This is a genomic window from Streptomyces achromogenes subsp. achromogenes, from assembly GCF_000720835.1.
Taxonomy (GTDB): domain Bacteria; phylum Actinomycetota; class Actinomycetes; order Streptomycetales; family Streptomycetaceae; genus Streptomyces; species Streptomyces achromogenes.
On record NZ_JODT01000011.1, the window covers coordinates 110,422 to 127,675 of the forward strand.

Consider the following 17,254-nt stretch of genomic DNA (forward strand, 5'->3'; position numbering starts at 1 on the left):
CTGGATCTTGATCGGATCGCGGTGGCCCCCGGGGCGCACGGCCGGCGTACGCACCACCCCCTGGGGGCGAAGACGATGGTGACGGGGCATCGGTTCCGCCGGGAGGGCGGTCAGGTGGGCGGCCGGCCGGGATCCGGAACCGGTCGGGGGACGGCCGTCTCCCAGTACCCGCGCGCCCGTTCGCCCGCCTCCGCCCCGGCGCCCAGGCGGTCCAGGCCCAGCAGGGCCGCGCCCAGCACCGGGCGGGCCGTGACCACGCGGACGTCGGCCCGGGGGGCGCGGGCGGCGAGCAGGGCGCGTACGGCGTCGTCCAGCTGCCGGTGGCCGGCGGTGAGGACGCTGCCGCCGAGCAGCACCGGGGTCGGCTCCGTCAGCAGGTCCAGCCGGGTCAGCGCGACCGTGACCATCGCCGTGACCTCCTCCGCGAGCCGGGTCACCAGCGCACCGGCCACCCGGTCGCCGTCCGCCGCCGTGGCGAACAGCACCGGCGCCAGCTCGTGCCGGCGCGCGGGGGCGATCCGCTCCAGGTGCAGGGCCTCGATGAGCGCGTACATGGTGGGCAGCCCGAAGTGCGCGGGCAGGGTGCGGGCCAGCGCGGTCGGCTCGCCGCGGCCGTCCTCCGCGCGGGCCGCGTGCCACAGCGCCTCCTCCGCCAGGCCCCAGCCGCCGCCCCAGTCACCGGAGATCCGGCCGAGGGCGGGAAAGCGCGCGGTCCGCCCGTCGGGGCGCATGCCCACGCAGTTGATGCCCGCCCCGCACACCACCGCGACCCCGCGCGGCTCGGCGACGCCCGCCCGCAGGATCGCGAAGGTGTCGTTGCGGACCTCCACCGACGCGCCCCAGGCGCGCGCGTGCAGCGCGCTCGCCAGCCGCTCCTCCTCCACCGGGAGGTCGGCGTTGGCCAGGCAGGCCGACACATGGGAGACGGAGGTGACACCCGCGTCGGCGAAGGCGCGCGCGACCGGTGCGGCCAGCGCGTCGACCGCAGCCGGCACGCCGACCGCGGGCGGCCGGAAGCCGCCGCCGCGGGCCGTGGCCAGCACCTCGCCGTCGGCGCCGACCACGGCCACGTCGGTCTTGCTGTTGCCCGCGTCGATGGCGAGCACGGTCGAGGTCAGGCCCACGCGAGGTGCTCCCGGTTGTGCGTGACCAGCCGGTCGGTGAGGGCGTCGGCGTACGCGTACTGCCCGATCAGGGGGTGGGCCAGCAGGGCGCGGAACACCCGGTCCCGGCCGCCGCGCAGCGCCGCGTCCAGGGCCAGATCCTCGTACGCCGTCACGTTCGCGATCAGGCCGGAGAACAGCGGGTCGAGCGCCGGGACGGGCAGCGGGACCGGTCCTTCGGGGCCGACCGCCGCCTGTACCTCGATCACCGCGTCGTCGGGCAGGAACGGCAGCGTGCCCCGGTTGAGGGTGTTCACCACCTGGTACGGGCTGCCGGCCCCGCCCAGCAGGGCCGCCGCGAGGTCCACGGCCGCCTCCGAGTAGAAGGCGCCGCCGCGCTTGGCGAGCAGCGCGGGCTTCTCGTCCAGGGCCGGGTCGCCGTACATGGCCAGCAACTCCCGTTCCATCGCCGCGACTTCGGCGGCCCGGGAGGGCTTGGTGCGCAGTTCGCGGACGACCTCGTCGTGGGCGTAGTAGTAGCGCAGGTAGTAGGAAGGGACCACGCCGAGGCCCTCCAGCAGGGGGCGCGGCAGGCGGACGTCGGCGGCGATGGCCTCGCCGTGCTCGGCCAGCAGGGCGGGCAGGACGTCCGCGCCGTCCGGCCCGCCCAGGCGCACCCCCGTCTCCCAGGTGAGGTGGTTCAGGCCCACGTGCGCCAGGTGCACCTCGGCCGGGGCCGTGTCCAGCAGGGCGGCGAACTTGCGCTGGAAGCCGATCGCCACGTTGCACAGGCCGACCGCCCGGTGCCCGGCCCGGAGCAGGGCGCGGGTGACGATGCCGACCGGGTTGGTGAAGTCGATGATCCAGGCGCGCGGGTTGGCCCGGCGGACCCGTTCGGCGATGTCGAGGACGACCGGGACCGTGCGCAGGGCCTTGGCCAGTCCGCCCGCGCCGGTGGTCTCCTGGCCGATGCAGCCGCACTCCAGCGGCCAGGTCTCGTCCTTCTCGCGGGCCGCCTGGCCGCCGACGCGCAGCTGGAGCAGCACGGCGTCGGCGCCGTCGACCCCCGCGTCCAGGTCGGAGGTGGTGACGATCCGCCCGGCGTGGCCCTGCCGGGCGAAGATCCGCCGGGCCAGGCCGCCGACCAGCTCCAGCCGGTCCGCGGCCGGGTCGACCAGCACCAGTTCCTCGATGCGCAGGGTGTCGCGCAGCCGGGCGAAGCCGTCGACGAGTTCGGGGGTGTAGGTCGAGCCGCCGCCGACCACGGTGAGTTTCACAGTCAGATCAACCCTTTACTCCGGTGAGCGTCACGCCTTCGACGAACGCCTTCTGGGCGAGGAAGAACACGACGATGACGGGGGCCATGACCAGCACGGTCGCGGCCATGGTGAGGTTCCAGTCGGTGTGGTGGGCGCCCTTGAAGGACTCGAGTCCATAGGACAGGGTCCAGGCGCCGGGGTTCTCGGACGCGTAGATCTGCGGGCCGAAGTAGTCGTTCCAGGCGTAGAAGAACTGGAAGAGGGCCACGGCCGCGATGCCCGGCCTGGCCATGGGCAGCACCACCCGCAGCAGGGTGCGCAGTTCACCGCAGCCGTCGACCCTGGCCGCGTCCAGGTACTCGTCCGGGATCGTGGTGAGGAACTGGCGCAGCAGGAAGATGGAGAACGCGTCCCCGCACGCCATGGGCAGGATCAGTGGCCACAGGGTGCCGGACAGGCCGAGCTGCTTGGCCCAGAACAGGTACATCGGGATGACGACCACCTGGGGCGGCAGCATCATCATCGAGATCACCAGCATCAGCGACAGCCTGCGGCCCCGGAAGCGGAACTTGGCCAGCGCGTACGCCACCGGCACCGAGGACACCACGGTGAGGACGGTGCCCAGACCGGCGTAGAGCAGCGTGTTGCGCCACCAGGTGAGGAAGCCGGGGGTGTCGAACACCTTCCGGTAGTTGCCCCACTCCCAGGTGTGCGGGACCAGGTCCCGGCTCAGGGCCTGGCTGTCGCTCATCAGCGAGGTGAGGACCAGGAAGACGAAGGGCAGCGTGAAGAACAGGGCGGCGGCCACGCCCAGGGAGTGCACCGCGATCCACTGAAGGGATGCCTTGCGGCGGGTCATACGTCAGTCACCTGCCTGGATCAGGCCGCCGCGGCGCCGCATCAGCAGCGCGGTGAACGCCATCGACAGGGCGAACAGCACCAGCGCCACCACACACGCCGAGCCGTAGTCGAAGCGCTGGAAGCCGAGGTTGTAGACGAGCTGGGGGAGGGTGAGCGTCGACTTGTCGGGATAGCCGGGCTCGAACTGGGTGCCGGCGCCCTGGATCACCCCGGAGGCGACCTTCCCGGCGACCAGCGGCTGGGTGTAGTACTGCATCGTCTGGATCACTCCGGTGACGACCGCGAACATCACGATCGGGGAGATGGCCGGCAGGGTCACGTACCGGAACCGCTGCCAGGCCGAGGCGCCGTCCAGCTGGGCCGCCTCGTACTGCTCCGCCGGCACGTCGAGCAGCGCGGCCATGAAGATCACCATCAGGTCGCCGATGCCCCACAGCGCCAGCAGGGTCAGCGCCGGCTTGGACCAGCCCGGGTCGCCGAACCAGCCCGGCGCGGGCAGCCCGGCCCGCTCCAGCAGGGAGTTCACCGGCCCGGTGCCCGGATTGAGCAGGAACGCGAAGGCCATGGTGGCCGCGACCGGCGGGGCGAGGTAGGGCAGGTAGAACAGGGTGCGGAAGACGCCCGTCGCCGTCTTGATCTTCGTGATGAGCAGGCCGACGCCCAGCCCGAAGGCCACCCGCAGGCTCACCATCACCACGACCAGCCACAGCGTGTTGCGCAGCGCGGGCCAGAACAGCGGGTAGTGCTCGAAGACGTAGACCCAGTTCCGGCCGCCGGTCCACTCCGGCGGGCGGAAGCCGTCGTAGTGCATGAAGGAGAAGTAGACGGTCGAGAGCAGCGGGTAGGCGAAGAAGACCGCGAAGCCGACGAGCCAGGGCGCCATGAAGGCGAGCGTGCGCAGGGTCGCGCGGCGGCGCTTGGCCGCCAGGGTGCCGGCGCTCATGGCCGCGCCTGCACGATGTCGGTGTCGATCTGCGCGGCCGTCTTCTCCAGCCCGGCCTTCAGGTCGGTGGCCTTGCCGCTCTCGTAGTCGTAGCCGAACTGCTGGATCGTCACCAGGTACACCCCGCCGTTGACGGAAGCGGGCGCCGAGGTGGAGTAGGGGTGGGCGGCGATGTCCAGGAAGGTCTTGAACCGCGGGTCGTACTTCAGCTTCGGGGACTTCAGCGCGGCCAGCGTGGAGGGCACGTTGTGGATGTCGTTGGCGAAACCGGTCACCGCGTCCGTGTCGGTGCTGACGTACTTGACGAACTCCCAGGCCGCGTTCTGCTTGCGGCTGGTGGCGGCGATGCCCGCGATGGTGCCGGTGAGGTAGCCCTTGCCGTACTGGCCGGCCCGGTCGTCCGGGACGGGCAGCGGGGCCACCCCGATCTCGAAGTCCGGCTTCGCCTCCTCGGCCATCCCGAGCCGCCACTCGCCGTCCATCTGCATGGCGACCTGGCCGGTGTGGAAGGGGTGCTTGGGGCCCCACTCGTCGCCGAGGGTGGCCCGGAACCGCTCCAGCCGGCGGAATCCGCCGAGGGCGTCCACGAGCTTCTTCTGAACGGTGAACGCCTGCGCGAACGCCGGGTCCTTGGCGACGGCGGACTTGCCGTCCTGGTCGAAGTACGTCGGGGAGAACTGGCCGAGGTAGTGCTCGGTGGTGGACTCCCAGCCGTGGTAGTTCGGCATGAACCCCAGCTGCCGGTAGCCGTCGCCCTGCCGGACGGTCAGCTTCTCGGCGTCCGCGAGGAACTCGGACCAGGTCCTCGGCGGGCGGGTGATGCCCGCCTTCGCGAACGCCGTCTTGTTGTAGTAGAGCCCGTACGCGTCACCGAGCAGCGGGACCGCGCAGCGGTCGCCCTCGAACGCGGTGTACTCGGTCATGGGCTTCGGGAACGTCTTCTCCGGGTCGATCCCGGACTTGGCGAAGAAGGGGCTCAGGTCCACCAGCGCGCCCGAGGAGCAGAACCGGCCGACGTTGTTGGTGGTGAACGAGGAGACCACGTCCGGCGCCCGGTCGCCGCCCGCCCGCAGCGCCTGGTTGATCTTGTCGTCGGTCATGTTCCCGATGACCTTCACATGGATGTTGGGGTGCGCCCGCTCGAACCCGGCGACCAGCGACCGCACGGCCTTCACCTCGTTCGGCGCGCTCCAGGCGTGCCAGAAGGTGATCGTGGCCTCCTTCGAGGGGTCGTCGGTGGCGCTGCCGACGGACTGGCCGGTACACGCGGTGGTGAGCAGCACCGTGGCGACGGTGAGGACGAAAGCCGTTTTTCGGGCGGCTCCGGGTATGGGTGTGGGCATGACGAGGTCTCCCAGGGGGCGGGACGGGACGGGTTCGGCGGGGAGGGGAAGGCCGGGGGCGCTCAGCGCGAGGTGTCGAAGACCTCGTCGCGGGTGGCGGCGAGCGCGGACTCCAGCGCGCCGCGCAGTACGGGGTGTTCGCGGACCTCGGCGACGGCCAGCCGGGGCCGGGCCGCGGCCAGCTCCGCCAGTTCGGCCTGGACGAGGGCCCGCAGCACCTCGCCGCCGGCCGTCAGCGCGGAGCCGCTGAGCACGACGAGTTCGGGATCGAGGACGGAGACGAGCGAGGCGAGGCCGGTGGCCAGCCGGGTGGCGTAGGCCCGCAGCAACTCCCGGTGGGGGCCGTCGGCGTGGTCGGCGGCGCGGGCCACGAGGAGGGCGGCGGCCTCGGCGTGCGGTCCGGCGGGCACGTCGGATATGCCCAGGTCCCGGGCCAGCCCCGGCAGCGCCTGGGAGCCGGCCAGCTCCTGGTAGCCGCCGCTGCCCGCCCGGCCGACGTGCCGCACCAGCGGGGCGCCCGGCACCGGCAGGAAGCCGACCTCGCCGGCGCCGCCGGTCCAGCCGCGGTGCAGCCGGCCGCCCAGCACCAGGGCCGCGCCCAGGCCCTCCTGGTTCCACAGCAGCACGAAGTCCTGGTGGCCGCGGGCCGTGCCGAGCCGCTGCTCGGCCACGGCGGCGAGGTTGACGTCGTTCTCGTACTCCACCGGCATCGGCAGCGCCGCCGCGAGGTCGTCCAACAGCGCGGGGGAGTGCCAGCCGGGCAGGTGGGAGGCGTAGCGCAGCCGCCCGGTGCCCGGGTCGAAGGCGCCGGGGGTGCCGATGACCAGCCGGTGCACGTCGGACCGGGCGAGACCGGCGGCCTTGACCGCGCCGTCGAGGGCGTCGGTCACCTGCCGTACGACCGGCTGCGCGGGCCGCCGGCCAGGGGTGGGCAGCTCGTACTCGCCGACCGTGCGGCCGGTGATGTCGGCGACGGCGGCCCGGATGCGCTGCGGGGTGACGTCGAGCCCGGCGGCGTACGCCACGGCCGGATCGATCGCGTACAGCTGGGCGCCCGGGCCCGGCCGGCCCTCGCTGGTGCCGGTCACCCGGACCAGTCCGGCCGCCTCCAGGCGGGCCAGCAGCTGGGAGGCGGTGGGCTTGGACAGGCCGGTCAGCTTGCCGATCCGGGTGCGCGACAGCGGCCCGTGCGCCAGCAGCAGGTCCAGAGCGGCGCGGTCGTTCATGGCGCGCAGGACGCGCGGGGTGCCCGGCGTACCGGCGGTTCCTGCCATGGGGGTGCCACACCTGCCTTTCCGGCCGCCCAGCTTTTCAGTGACCCGGGTGAGGCGTCCAGTCCTTGATCGACGGCCCCCTCCGGGACACTGTTAGGAAAGTTTCCTGTTCGGGTGGGAGGAACGTAAGCCGAGGGTGGAGGGGGCGTCAATAGGCGTCGATGGCAGCGACCCCTTGGGCAACGTTGTCGTTGTTCCAAGGGGCCGCGGGGGCCGGGGCTCGGCTCTAGAGGAAGGGGGCGGTGTCCAGGGTGGGGTAGGGCGCCGGGAGAGGGAGCGGGCCGCCGAGGGTGACCTTGGTGTCGGAGCTGTAGTGGGCCTCGGTGGGATCCTCTCCGAAGCGTGCTGTAACCGTTCCCCTATTTCGCCGGCGGTGCCGGTCGCTGGGTGACGATCGGGGAGGCCGCCGCCGACTGCGGCGAGTCCGCGTTGGAGTACACCGAGGGGGCCGCCACCGTCGCCGTCGGGTCCGGGGTGTCCTCGGCGTCCTCGACCGCCGTCGCGCCGCCCACGATGCGGATGCTCGCCGCGTCGAACGCCCGCTTGATCCGCCAGCGCAGCTCGCGCTCCACCGTCACCGACTTGCCCGGCATGGTCTTCGCCGAGACCCGGACCACCATGGAGTCGATCAGCACCGAGTCCAGGCCGAGGACCTCCACCTGGCCCCACAGCAGCTCGTTCCAGGGTTCTTCCCGGCTCATCTTCCGGGCGACCTCGTCCAGCGTGGCCTTGACCCGGTCCAGGTCCTCGCTCGCCCGGACGGTCACGTCGACCCCGGCCGTCGCCCAGCCCTGCGACAGGTTCCCGATCCGCTTGACCTCGCCGTTGCGGACGTACCAGATCTCCCCGCTGTCGCCGCGCAGCTTGGTCACCCGCAGCCCGACCTCGATCACCTCGCCGGTGGCCACGCCCGCGTCGATCACGTCACCGACGCCGTACTGGTCCTCCAGGATCATGAACACGCCGGACAGGAAGTCCGTGACCAGGTTGCGCGCGCCGAAACCGATCGCCACGCCCGCGACACCGGCCGACGCCAGCAGCGGCGCCAGATTGATCTCGAAGGTGGACAGCACCATCAGCGCGGCCGTGCCGAGGATCAGGAAGCTCGCCACCGAGCGCAGCACCGAGCCGATCGCCGCCGAGCGCTGCCGCCGCCGCTCGGCGTTGACCAGCAGCCCGCCCAGCGCGGTGCCGTCCACGGCCTGCGCGGTACGGCCCATCCGGTCGATCAGCTGGGTGATCGCCCGCCGCACCGCCGCCCGCAGCGCCACCGCCACGATCACGATCAGCAGGATCCTCAGACCCATCGCGAGCCAGGTCGACCAGTTCTGCTCCACCCAGCTCGCCGCGTTCGTCGCGCTCTCCTGGGCGTCCTGGAGCGTCGGTACGGCCGGGGTCACCGACTGCGACGGCGACGGGGACGGGGACGGCGACGCGCCGGCGGCCACGAGGAGGGCGGGCAGGGACGACACGGCAGGTACCTCCAGGTGCTGCGTGGTCCGCGCCGGCGGGGGGCAAGGTCACGAAAAGGTCACCGGACGGACGGAACCACCACACTAACGGGGCAGCGCGGGTGCCTTCCGCCGATCCGTGCGGCGGGCGCGCAGGAGAGACGCGGCTCACGCGGGCTTGAACAGGGCGTGGTCCGGGGGATGAATCAGATGTGGTCGAAAACACTCCCAGCCCGTTACCGGGACATGGTGGCGCTCGCACCAGGCCTGAGGGGAGACTGACTGCAGATCGTCCCGGCGCGAGCCACGCGCCGCCGACGCCCAAGGAGGCACCCGTGCCGCATGTCCTGGTCCTCAACGCGTCGTACGAGCCGCTCGGCGTCGTACCGCTCCGCCGCGCGCTCGTCCTCGTCCTGGAGAACAAGGCCGTCTCCCTCGAGGAATCCGGCGCCTATATGCACAGCGCGACCGTCACTCTCCCCGCACCCAGCGTGGTCCGGCTCAAGCGATTCGTCCGGGTCCCCTACCGGGGGCCCGTCCCGCTGACCCGCCGTGCGCTCTTCGCACGCGACGGGGGCCGGTGCATGTACTGCGGTGGCGTCGCAACCAGCGTCGACCACGTCATCCCGCGCAGCCGCGGGGGCAAGCACGTCTGGGACAACGTGGTGGCCTCCTGCCGCCGCTGCAACCACGTCAAGGCCGACCGCCACCTGGTCGAGCTGGGCTGGCGGCTGCGGCACAAGCCGGCTCCGCCGACGGGGCTGGCCTGGCGCATCATCGGCACCGGGCACCGGGACCCGCGCTGGCTGCCGTACTTGCAGCCGTACGGCGCGGACGACGCCCTGGCCCGGATCGACGGAGTGTCCGCCTAGATCGGGGCCTGCGTCTGCAACGGGGCCTCGGCCTGGAACGGGGCCTTCGTCTGGAACGTAGCGTCCGCCTGGAGCCGGGACGGTGTGCGCACGCCCGGCGGGCGGGCCGGGCCGTTCGGGGTGCACTGTGCCGGTCGCCGCCGCCGGATCACCTGGGGTGCCCTCTGCTGTGCCGCGCGCCGGTGCCGCACCGCCCGGGTGCCCTGTGCCGTGCCGCTCACCTGTGCCGGATCACCCGGGCGCCGGTCCGCCGCGCGTGGGCGCGGGCTCACGGGGTAGGCCTGCCGTAACCCGGCCACGTCCGACCCGTGGCCCCGCAGACCGGCGCAGACCGACAAGGAGGCCCCCGTGGCCGCTCGTCTCACCCTCCCGGCCCCGTCCAAACCCGTGGCGGCGCCGTCCGCCGAGCCCGGCCAGGTGCCGCTGTGCGTCTTCAGCGCGGAGAGCGCGTGCGCGCAGGCCCCGCTGACCAGCGAACCGCCGCTGCCCGACGCCGAGCCGCTGACCAGCGAGCCCCCGCTCGCCGAGGCCGCCCCGCTGACCAGCGAGGCCGACCCGGTCCCGGACTTCTGCGGGTCGGGGCTGTAGATGGCCGCGGCGCCCGCAGAGCACCTCACGGAGGATCTCGCCCGGCTCGCCGGGCTGCACGGGGTCGCCACCTCCTACCGCCCCGCCCCGGACCGTACGGTCCAGGTCCCCGCCTCGGCGGTGACCGCCGCCCTCGCCGCCCTGGGCGTCGACGCGAGCGGCCCGGACGCCGTGCGCGCCGCCCTCGCCGCCCGGGAAGACGAGCTGCGCGCGCGGCTGCTGCCGCCGGTGGTGGTCCGCTGGGCCGGCGCCGAGCCGCCCGCCGCCCTCACCGGCCTGCCCGCCGGCACCGCGCTGCGCGTGGTCACCGAGGAGGGGGAGGACCGGGAGGGGACCGAGGGCCTGCCGCCGGGCGTCCACCGGCTGATCGCCACCGCCCCCGACGGCCGCACCGGCGAGGCGTATCTCGTCGTCGCCCCGGACCGGCTGCCCGCCCCGCCCGGCCGCTCCTACGGCCTCCTGGTCCAGCTGTACTCCCTGCTGTCCCACCGCTCCTGGGGCATGGGCGACCTCGCCGACCTCGCGGAGCTGGCCGGCTGGGCCGGACGCACCGCCGGTGCCGGGTTCGTGCAGGTCAACCCGTTGCACGCGGCCGTGCCCGGCGCCCCCACCGACCCCTCCCCGTACCGCCCCTCCTCGCGCCGCTTCCCCGACCCCGTCCATCTGAGGGTCGAGGACGTGCCGGAGTTCGCGTACGCCGGGGACCGGGAGCGGCTGAGCGGCCTGCTGGAGCGGGCCGGGCGGCTGCGCGCCGCCGTCCTGGACAAGGGCGCCCTCATCGACCGGGACGCCGTGTGGGAACTGAAGCGGGAGGCCCTGGAGGCGGTCCTCGCGGTGCCCCTGGCCCCCGGCCGGCGGGCCGCCTACGACGCCTTCCGCGCCGCCCACGGCCAGGCCCTCGTCGACCACGCCACCTGGTACGCCCTCGCCGAGGCGCACGGCCCCGACTGGCACCGCTGGCCGGACGGGCTGCGCGACCCGCGCTCGGCCGCCACCGCGCGGGCGCGGTCCGCGCTCGCCGGCCGGGTGGAGTTCCACACCCGCCTGGCCTGGCTCACCGACGGCCAGCTGCGGGCCGCGCAGCGCGCCGCCCGCGAGGCCGGCATGCCCGTCGGGATCGTGCACGACCTCGCCGTCGGCGTGCACCCGGACGGCGCCGACGCCTGGGCGCAGCAGGACGTGTTCGCCGCCGGCATGTCGATCGGCGCCCCGCCGGACGCCTTCAACGCGCGCGGCCAGGACTGGGGCCTGCCGCCCTGGCGCCCCGACCGGCTCGCCGCCACCGGTTACGCGCCCTACCGTGAGCTGCTGCGCGCCCTGTTCCGCTACGCCGGCGCCCTGCGCATCGACCACGTCATGGGCCTGTTCCGGCTCTGGTGGGTCCCCGAGGGCAGCCCGCCCACCGAGGGCACGTACGTGCACTACGACGCCGACGCCATGCTCGCCGTGCTCGCCCTGGAGGCCGACCGGGCCGGGGCGGTGGTGATCGGCGAGGACCTGGGCACCGTCGAGCCCGGTGTGCGCGAGGCGCTCCAGCGGCGCGGGGTGCTCGGCACCTCCGTGCTGTGGTTCGAGCGGGACTGGGAGGGCGACGGCCGCCCGCTGCCGCCCGAGCGCTGGCGCGCCGACTGCCTGGCCACCGCCACCACCCACGATCTGCCGCCCACCGCCGCCCGGCTCACCGGCGACCACGTCGAGCTGCGCGACCGCCTCGGCCTGCTCACCCGTCCGGCCGCCGAGGAGAAGGCCGGCGCCACCGCCGACGCGGCCGAGTGGCTGGCCCTGCTGGGCAGCCTCGGCCTGCTGGACCTGACGGCGGCCGGGCCGCCCGGCTCCGACGAGGAGGAGGAGATCCGCGCCGTCCACCGTTTCCTGCTGCGCACACCGGCCCGGATGATCGGCGTGTGGCTCCCGGACGGCGTCGGCGACCGGCGCCCGCAGAACCTGCCCGGCACCTGGGACGAATACCCGAACTGGCGCCTCCCGCTCGCCGACCGGGAGGGCCGCCCGGTCCCCCTGGAGGAACTCCTCGCCTCGCCGCGGCTGCGGGGGCTGCTGGACGTCCTGGGGAAGGACCGTGCGCCGGGCGGCTGAGACCCTGGCGGCGGAAGCGGTGCGCGGGGGCGCCGGCCCCCGCCCCGCCGGCCCGGGCGCCCGCCGCGGTAAGGCACCCCGGGCGCGCGCCCTTCAGCCCGGTTCGCTAACTTGAATGCGTGGACAAGAACAACGCCCTGCGCGCCGGCGCCCTGGCCGCCGGTACGACGCTGATGATGCTGCTCATGTCGTCCCCCGCGCTCGCGCTGACCCGCGACGACGGTGACGACCCCGGCCCGGGCCTGAGCGTCATCCAGACGCTGGGCCTGTACGTCTTCCTCCCGCTGGTGCTGTTCGCGGTGATCGCCGGTCTGGTCATGGTGCTGGACAAGTCGCGGGCCAAGAAGGACACCACCTCGTCCAACGTCAACGTCAAGTCCGGGGCAGGGGCCAAGGCCTGACCGCCTCGTCGGTTCGTTCGCCGGGGGCGCCCGTCCTCCCGCCGGTACGCGTGTGCGCCGTACCCGGGTGAGACCGGCGCCCCCGGCGTTTTCCGTGCCCGGCGTACCCGGGTGAGACCGGTGGCGCCCCCTGTGCCTGCCGTACCCGGGTGAGGCCGGCGGCGTCCCCCGTGCTGCCGTACCCGCGTGGGCCGGCGCCCCCGGCGTTCCGCGTGTCCGCCGGGCGCCGGGCGGTCACTCGGCCGTCGTGGCGAGCAGCTTCCGCAACAGGTCGGCCAGTTGGCCGGCCTGTTCCGCGTCCAGGGCGGTCAGCGCGGCACTTTCCTCGGCGAGCCCCGCGCCCACCGCCTCGTCGATCAGCCGCAGCCCCTCCTCGGTGAGCGTCACCTTCAGACCGCGCCGGTCGTGCGGGTCGGGGGAGCGGCGCAGCAGCCCGGCGCGTTCCAGTTTGTCCAGGCGGCCGGTGGTGCCGCCGGTGGTGAGCATGAGGGTGGCCGACAGCTCGCGCGGCGAGAGCGTGTACGGCTCGCCGGAGCGGCGCAGGGTGGCCAGGACGTCGAACTCGCCCCGGGAGATCCCGTAGGGGCGGTAGGCCCGCTCCATCCGGTCGCCCATCGCGCGGGAGAGCCGGAAGATCCGGCCGAAGACCTCCATCGCCCGGGTGTCCAGATCGGGGCGCACCCGCGCCCACTGTTCGACGATCGTGTCCACCGGGTCGGTTGGCTGTGCGTGCATGTGCCGAGTATCGGCCCCCTCTCGCTTGCCCGCAAGAAAGCCACTTGCGAATAAGTAGCTTAGCGCTAAGCTACTTACGAGCTAGCAACCTTGCTCGCGACCATGCTCCCCGCCTCCCGGAAGGGCCCCGCCATGCCCGCCACCCGCGCCACCGGCACGGCCGCCACCATCGCCGTCACCGCGCTCGCCCCCATCTCCTGGGGCACCACCTACGCCGTCACCACCGAGTTCCTGCCACCCGACCGCCCCCTGTTCACCGCCCTGGTGCGGGCCCTGCCCGCCGGGCTGCTGCTGCTCGCCGCCACCCGGGTGCTGCCGCGCGGCCTCTGGTGGGCGAAGGCGGCCGTCCTCGGGACGCTGAACATCGGCGCCTTCTTCCCGCTGTTGTTCGTCGCGGCGTACCGGCTGCCCGGCGGAATGGCCGCGGTCGTCGGTTCGGCCGGGCCGCTGTTCGTCGTCGGCCTGTCCGCGCTGCTCCTCGGGCAGCGGCCCGCCGCGCGCACCCTGCTCACCGGGCTGGTGGCCGCGTCCGGCGTCAGCCTCGTCGTGCTGAAGGGAGCCGGCGCGCTGGACCTCGTCGGCGTCCTCGCGGCCCTCGCCTCCACCGTCGCCATGGCCACCGGCACCGTGCTGACCAAGCGCTGGGGCCGCCCGGCCGGGGTCGGCCCGCTGGCCCTCACCGGCTGGCAGCTCACCGCGGGCGGCCTGCTCATCGCGCCCATCGCACTGCTGGCCGAGGGTGCCCCGCCCGCCCTCGACGGCCGGGCCGTGGGCGGCTACCTCTACCTCGCCCTGGCCAACACCGCCCTCGCCTACTGGCTCTGGTTCCGCGGGATCGGCCGGCTCACCACCACCCGGTCCGGATTCCTCGGCCCGCTCTCCCCGCTGACCGCGGCGGTCGTCGGCTGGGCCGCCCTCGGGCAGGCGCTCACGCCGGTGCAGACGGCGGGCATGGCGCTCGCGTTCGGGGCGACGCTCGCGGCACAGCTGGGCGGTGGAACCCCGCGACTGTTCAGGAGGGCTGAAAAGAACGATCGCAAAGATTCGATGGACCTGATGCTTCCGGCCCTGCGACGGTAGAACGACCGCCCCGCCCCAGCCGAGCAGGAAGGCCCCCTGTGCCCGCAGCCGCGCACCAGACCACCCTCGCCACCGCCCCCGCGCCCCGCGCCACCCGCTCCCGGCAGGCCGCCGCTCCCCTCCTGGGCCTGGCCTGCGCCGCGCTCGCCACGGTCGTCTGGTCCGGCAGCTTCGTCACCTCACGCGGCCTGCACGACAGCGTCCCGCCTATCCAGCACGCCTTCTGGCGGTGGGTGATCGCGCTGCTCGCCGTCGCCCCCTTCGGCGCCCGCCGGGCCTGGCGGCAACGGCACCTCCTGCGGCGGCACGCCCGCTACGTCCTGCTCGTCTCCCTCCTCGGCGTCGCCCTCTACAACACCCTCGTCAACCAGGCCGGCCTGACCACCCCGGCCGCCACCATGGGCATGATCATGGCCGCCTCACCGGTGCTCATGGCCGTCTTCGACCGGCTGGGCGGGGTACGGCTGGGCGCACGGCGCACCACCGGGCTGCTCCTGGCCTGCGCGGGCGTGGTGCTGCTCGTGGTCGGCGGCGGCGCGGGCTTCACCCCGGGCACCCTGTGGATGCCGGCCGCCGCCTGCTGCTTCGCCGGCTACAGCGCGCTGCTGCGCCGCCGGCCGGCCGGACTCGACGGTACGGCCTTCCTGTTCACCACCTTCCTCGCCGGCACCGTGCTGCTGCTGCCCGCGCACGCCGTCAGCCTCGCCGTACAGGGCGGCTTCGACCCCGTGCCCGGCACGGTGCTGCCGCTGCTCTACGTCGGCGTGGCCTCCTCCGCGCTCGCCTTCTTCGCCTGGAACAAGGCCGTCGCCCTGATCGGCGCCACCCGCGCCGGCATCGTCTACTACCTCCAGCCGGTCTGCGTGGCCGCGCTCTCCTGGGCGCTGCTCGGCGAACACACCGGCGCGACCGGCCTGTTGTGCCTGACGCTGATCCTGGCCGGAGTGGTGCTGGGCGCGGGCTCCCGCCGCTGACCGTGCCCTGTAGCGTGCGCGCATGAGCGAGTGGGATCTGAGGAAGCTGCGGATTCTGCGCACCCTGCGCGAACGGGGCACGGTCACCGCGACCGCAGCGGCCCTGCACATGACCCCGTCCGCGGTGTCCCAGCAGCTCACCACTCTCGCCGCGCAACTCGGCGTGGAACTGCTGGAGGCGCACGGCCGCCGGGTCCGGCTCACCGACGCGGCCCGGCTGGTGCTGGCGCACACGGAGCCGGTGTTCGAGCAGCTGGAGCGGGCGGACGCGGCCCTCGCGGCCTACGCCCACGGCGACGCCGGGGAGGTCCGCGTCGGCGCCTTCCCGACCTCCGTCCCCGCCTTGGTCGTCCCGGCCGTACGGGCCCTGCGGGACACCCACCCCCAGGTGGCCGTCCGGGTCCGGGAGACGGAGGCCGCCGAGGCCTACCGGCTGCTGGCCGCCGGGGACGTCGACCTCGCCCTGTCCCTCGCCGCCGAGGCCCCCGGCGCCGCCGACCCCCGCTTCACCCACGTCCCGCTGCTCACCGACCCGCTGGACGTGGCCCTGCCCCCGGACCACCCGCTGGCCTCGGCCCCCGGCCTGAGACTCACCGACCTCGCCGCCGAACCCTGGATCTACGGCGGCAGCGGCCCCTGGTCCGACATCACCCGCCGCGCCTGCGAGGCGGCCGGCTTCAGCCCCCACCAGGGCCACTCGGCCTCCGGCTGGACCGCGATCCTCGCCATGGTGGAGGCGGGCATGGGGGTGGCCCTGGTGCCGAGAATGGCGGCGGACCGGCGCGCGGGCGTGGCCCTCAGGGAACTGGGCGCCGACGGCCCGGTACGACACGTGGTGGCAGCGGTACGCAGCGGTGGCGCCGCCGCCCCGGCGACCGCCAGGGTCCTCCAGGCCCTGCGCCGGGCGGCGGACCGGACGCCCGGGGGTAAGGACGCGCAGGTCAGTCCGATGTGAACTCGTACTGCAGTTCGTAGAGGTGTCCTGCCTTGACCATGACGGTGGCTTCGATGGGACGGTCGTCGTCGCTGTACACGACACGCAGGGTCCGCAGCACCGGAAGGTCGCTCGGCAGGCGCAATGCCTGATACTGCTCCTGGGTCGGCACTCGCGCGGAGACGCGGTCCACACTCAGGCGCGGCGGGAATCCGAGTTCGGCGAGCAGGGCGGGGGTACCGCCCCTGATCTTCCGCTTCTCCGCGATGGCGGTCCCTCTGGCGAGTGCCGAGGGATAGTACGACTTGACCAGTTCAACCGGCTCCCCGTCGATGGAGAGCACCTGGTGGCGCAGGAAGACTGTTTCGTCGTCGGCGATGCCCAGGACCGCCGCGACATCGGCAGGAGGTTGGACCTCGCTCACGCTGAGGAGGGTGCTGCGGGCTTCGGAGCCCAGCTTCCCGGCCTCGGTGAGCCAGCGGAAAGGCTGCCCCGGCTCGGCTGGAGCCATGTACGAAGCGGGGCGCATGGTGCGCTGCCGATGCGCGCGCACGGTGACGGAGGCTCCGGCGCGACCGACCACGAGTCGCTCGTCCTTGAGTAGCTGAAGCGCCTTTTGAACGGTCGCGTTGGAGGCATTGAACTTCGTCTTGAGCTGAGCGGTCGACGGCAGGGCGGAGCCTGGCGCCAGGTTGCCGCTCATGATGTCGTCCCGAAGGTCGGCGGCAATCCGCTCGTGCAGGGAGCGCCGGTCCTCGGTGCCGGTATCCATAGGGGGCACGATCATCCGATCCGCATCTCGTAGCGCAGTCGCTGTCTGTGGGCCGGCATGACCATCATGTCGACCTGAATGGGCCGGTCCCCGCCGTCCAGGGTGACCCTGCTCAGGGTCAGGACCGGCGCATCGGGGGCCAGTTGCAAGGCGTCACGCTCCTCCGCGCTGGGCAGTCGGGCGGTCACGTCCTCACGTACACGCCTGCCGACGTGGCCGAGTTCGGCCAGCAGGGTCACCGCTCCACCGGGGATTTTCCCTCTCCGGGCGAGAGGAGTCCCGCGGGCCACGTGGGCGGGGTAGTACGTGTCCGTCAACTCGCAAGGCTCATCGTCCAACTGGATGATCCGTCGGCGTACGACAACGGTCTCTCCCACGGGCACATCCAGGAGAGCGGCGACTTCCTCCGGGGCGGGCACTTCCCCTGCCTGCACGATGCGCTGACTGCCCTTGCCGCCTCTCGCCGCGGCCTCGGCTCCCCAGGCGTCGGGCTGCCCCTGCTCCCGTGGCGTCAGGTACGGCATCGAAGTGCTGACCCACGCGCTGTCGCCCACAGTGTCCTCCTGAGTC

The 17,254-nt window shown here is 73.7% G+C and carries 17 protein-coding genes; 7 read left to right on the forward strand and 10 right to left on the reverse strand.

Annotation, left to right across the window (positions count from 1 at the left end):
* Nucleotides 1-110 precede the first annotated feature (110 nt).
* The 7 genes from IH25_RS0113310 to IH25_RS0113340 form a co-directional block, all read right to left on the reverse strand.
* Entirely contained in the window at nucleotides 111-1,124 is a 1,014-nt protein-coding gene (locus tag IH25_RS0113310) for an N-acetylglucosamine kinase (RefSeq protein ID WP_051753911.1), read from the reverse strand.
* Nucleotides 1,115-2,380, reverse strand: coding sequence for a 6-phospho-beta-glucosidase (locus tag IH25_RS0113315; RefSeq protein WP_030608063.1), 1,266 nt, complete (start codon nucleotides 2,378-2,380; stop codon nucleotides 1,115-1,117). The genes IH25_RS0113310 and IH25_RS0113315 overlap by 10 nt, the downstream gene beginning before the upstream one ends.
* 7 nt (nucleotides 2,381-2,387) lie before the next feature.
* Nucleotides 2,388-3,221, reverse strand: coding sequence for a carbohydrate ABC transporter permease (locus IH25_RS0113320; protein WP_051753912.1), 834 nt, complete (start codon nucleotides 3,219-3,221; stop codon nucleotides 2,388-2,390).
* A 3-nt stretch (nucleotides 3,222-3,224) separates the two neighbouring features.
* Nucleotides 3,225-4,166, reverse strand: a complete 942-nt coding sequence (locus tag IH25_RS0113325) for a carbohydrate ABC transporter permease (RefSeq protein ID WP_030608073.1) — start codon at nucleotides 4,164-4,166, stop codon at nucleotides 3,225-3,227.
* A complete protein-coding gene (locus IH25_RS0113330; protein ID WP_030608076.1) occupies nucleotides 4,163-5,509 on the reverse strand; it encodes an ABC transporter substrate-binding protein in 1,347 nt (448 codons plus the stop codon). Before IH25_RS0113330 ends, IH25_RS0113325 begins: the two co-directional genes overlap by 4 nt.
* Nucleotides 5,510-5,571: 62 nt before the next feature.
* Nucleotides 5,572-6,783, reverse strand: coding sequence for an ROK family transcriptional regulator (locus tag IH25_RS0113335; protein WP_030608080.1), 1,212 nt, complete (start codon nucleotides 6,781-6,783; stop codon nucleotides 5,572-5,574).
* 359 nt (nucleotides 6,784-7,142) lie between these two features.
* Complete coding sequence (locus IH25_RS0113340; RefSeq protein WP_030608083.1) at nucleotides 7,143-8,255, reverse strand: mechanosensitive ion channel family protein; 1,113 nt, start codon at nucleotides 8,253-8,255, stop codon at nucleotides 7,143-7,145.
* Nucleotides 8,256-8,569: 314 nt separating this feature from the next.
* On the opposite strand from IH25_RS0113340, the gene IH25_RS0113345 reads away from it, so the two are divergent.
* The 4 genes from IH25_RS0113345 (at nucleotide 8,570) to IH25_RS0113365 (ending at nucleotide 12,189) form a co-directional block, all read left to right on the forward strand.
* On the forward strand, nucleotides 8,570-9,106 hold the full coding sequence (locus tag IH25_RS0113345) for an HNH endonuclease (protein WP_030608086.1): 537 nt from the start codon (nucleotides 8,570-8,572) through the stop codon (nucleotides 9,104-9,106).
* Between the two features lie 348 nt (nucleotides 9,107-9,454).
* The gene (locus IH25_RS0113355; RefSeq protein ID WP_030608089.1) at nucleotides 9,455-9,694 is read left to right on the forward strand and encodes a hypothetical protein; all 240 of its coding nucleotides are present in this window, start codon (nucleotides 9,455-9,457) and stop codon (nucleotides 9,692-9,694) included.
* Complete coding sequence (gene malQ / locus IH25_RS0113360) at nucleotides 9,695-11,788, forward strand: 4-alpha-glucanotransferase (RefSeq protein ID WP_030608092.1); 2,094 nt, start codon at nucleotides 9,695-9,697, stop codon at nucleotides 11,786-11,788.
* 119 nt (nucleotides 11,789-11,907) lie between these two features.
* Nucleotides 11,908-12,189 (forward strand): hypothetical protein, encoded by a 282-nt coding sequence (locus IH25_RS0113365; RefSeq protein ID WP_030608095.1) that lies wholly within the window; start codon nucleotides 11,908-11,910, stop codon nucleotides 12,187-12,189.
* 234 nt (nucleotides 12,190-12,423) lie between these two features.
* On the opposite strand, the gene IH25_RS0113370 is transcribed toward IH25_RS0113365, so the two are convergent.
* Nucleotides 12,424-12,924, reverse strand: coding sequence for a MarR family winged helix-turn-helix transcriptional regulator (locus IH25_RS0113370; protein ID WP_030608098.1), 501 nt, complete (start codon nucleotides 12,922-12,924; stop codon nucleotides 12,424-12,426).
* Nucleotides 12,925-13,056: 132 nt separating this feature from the next.
* On the opposite strand from IH25_RS0113370, the gene IH25_RS0113375 reads away from it, so the two are divergent.
* The 3 genes from IH25_RS0113375 to IH25_RS0113385 are packed head-to-tail and all read left to right on the forward strand — an operon-like array spanning nucleotide 13,057 to nucleotide 15,933.
* Nucleotides 13,057-14,004: an EamA family transporter gene (locus IH25_RS0113375; RefSeq protein WP_030608101.1), complete on the forward strand. Its 948-nt coding sequence runs from the start codon at nucleotides 13,057-13,059 to the stop codon at nucleotides 14,002-14,004.
* Between the two features lie 38 nt (nucleotides 14,005-14,042).
* Entirely contained in the window at nucleotides 14,043-14,978 is a 936-nt protein-coding gene (locus IH25_RS0113380; protein WP_030608104.1) for a DMT family transporter, read from the forward strand.
* 22 nt (nucleotides 14,979-15,000) lie between these two features.
* Entirely contained in the window at nucleotides 15,001-15,933 is a 933-nt protein-coding gene (locus IH25_RS0113385) for a LysR family transcriptional regulator (protein WP_030608107.1), read from the forward strand.
* On the opposite strand, the gene IH25_RS0113390 is transcribed toward IH25_RS0113385, so the two are convergent.
* Together IH25_RS0113390 and IH25_RS0113395 are read right to left on the reverse strand one after the other, a co-directional pair.
* Nucleotides 15,920-16,699, reverse strand: a complete 780-nt coding sequence (locus IH25_RS0113390) for a GntR family transcriptional regulator (protein ID WP_030608110.1) — start codon at nucleotides 16,697-16,699, stop codon at nucleotides 15,920-15,922. The two genes, IH25_RS0113385 and IH25_RS0113390, sit on opposite strands and share 14 nt — an antisense overlap.
* A complete protein-coding gene (locus tag IH25_RS0113395; RefSeq protein WP_030608113.1) occupies nucleotides 16,696-17,238 on the reverse strand; it encodes a GntR family transcriptional regulator in 543 nt (180 codons plus the stop codon). Before IH25_RS0113395 ends, IH25_RS0113390 begins: the two co-directional genes overlap by 4 nt.
* Nucleotides 17,239-17,254: the final 16 nt, after the last annotated feature.